Annotated in this window: 1 pseudogene; it reads left to right on the top strand. The window is 67.0% G+C overall.

Annotation, left to right across the window (positions count from 1 at the left end):
- A pseudogene (locus B2J89_RS21370) lies at positions 1–409 on the top strand (phosphohydrolase); the annotation flags it as partial.
- Positions 410–707: the final 298 nt, after the last annotated feature.

The raw sequence follows: 707 nt of genomic DNA, 5'->3' as shown, positions 1-707 counted from the left end.
GGCGGACCGGGGCGCGGGCCTGGAGCCGGTGGGGGCCGATGCGGCGCGCCACATCGAGGCGCTGGCCAGTGCGTTCGGCCAGTGGGAGCGTGCCAAGGGCGCGCTGCCCGGCCTGTCCCCGTCGGACCCGGACAGTGCCCTGGCCTTTGTGGAGGGGCGGCTGCGTGCGCTGCAAAAGGTGCTGGTCGAGGCCGGCGCGCACCCCGACCAGCAAAGCCAGTGGCTTGAACCGCTGCAGGGCGACACCGCCGGCCTGGCCGAAGTCGCTTTCGTCGGGCGCGAAGCCCTGTGGCAGCTCAAAACCATCGTCAACGCCAGCCAGCGCCGCTGGCCCGCGGTGATGGAGCGCCAGCACCCTGCCGATGCCGCGGTGGCCGACTGGTGCGATTGGGTGACCCAGCGGCTGTAGCCGCAGGGTTTTCGGGTATTTCCATCAAAACCGCTTCAAACGCTTGATGGTATTGCGCTGAAAGCTCTTTTTTCGATAGCGCATTGCGCTCCAGAGGATGCGCGTCTTCTGTGAAGGAGCGAGAAAAATCCGATAAATACTGTATATTTGAACAGTATTTATCGGACGCCCAATGCCTGCTTCTCACGCCCCTTCGACTGCTGCCCTCGGACCCCGGCCCGCGCTGTTGGCGCTGCCCGGCGTGTGGCAGGCGGACCAGCTGGGCCAGGCGGCGCGGGTGCAGCCGTCGGGCCATGCC

The organism is Acidovorax sp. SRB_24, assembly GCF_012931925.1.
This window is presented reverse-complemented; position numbering and strand designations above follow the sequence as displayed.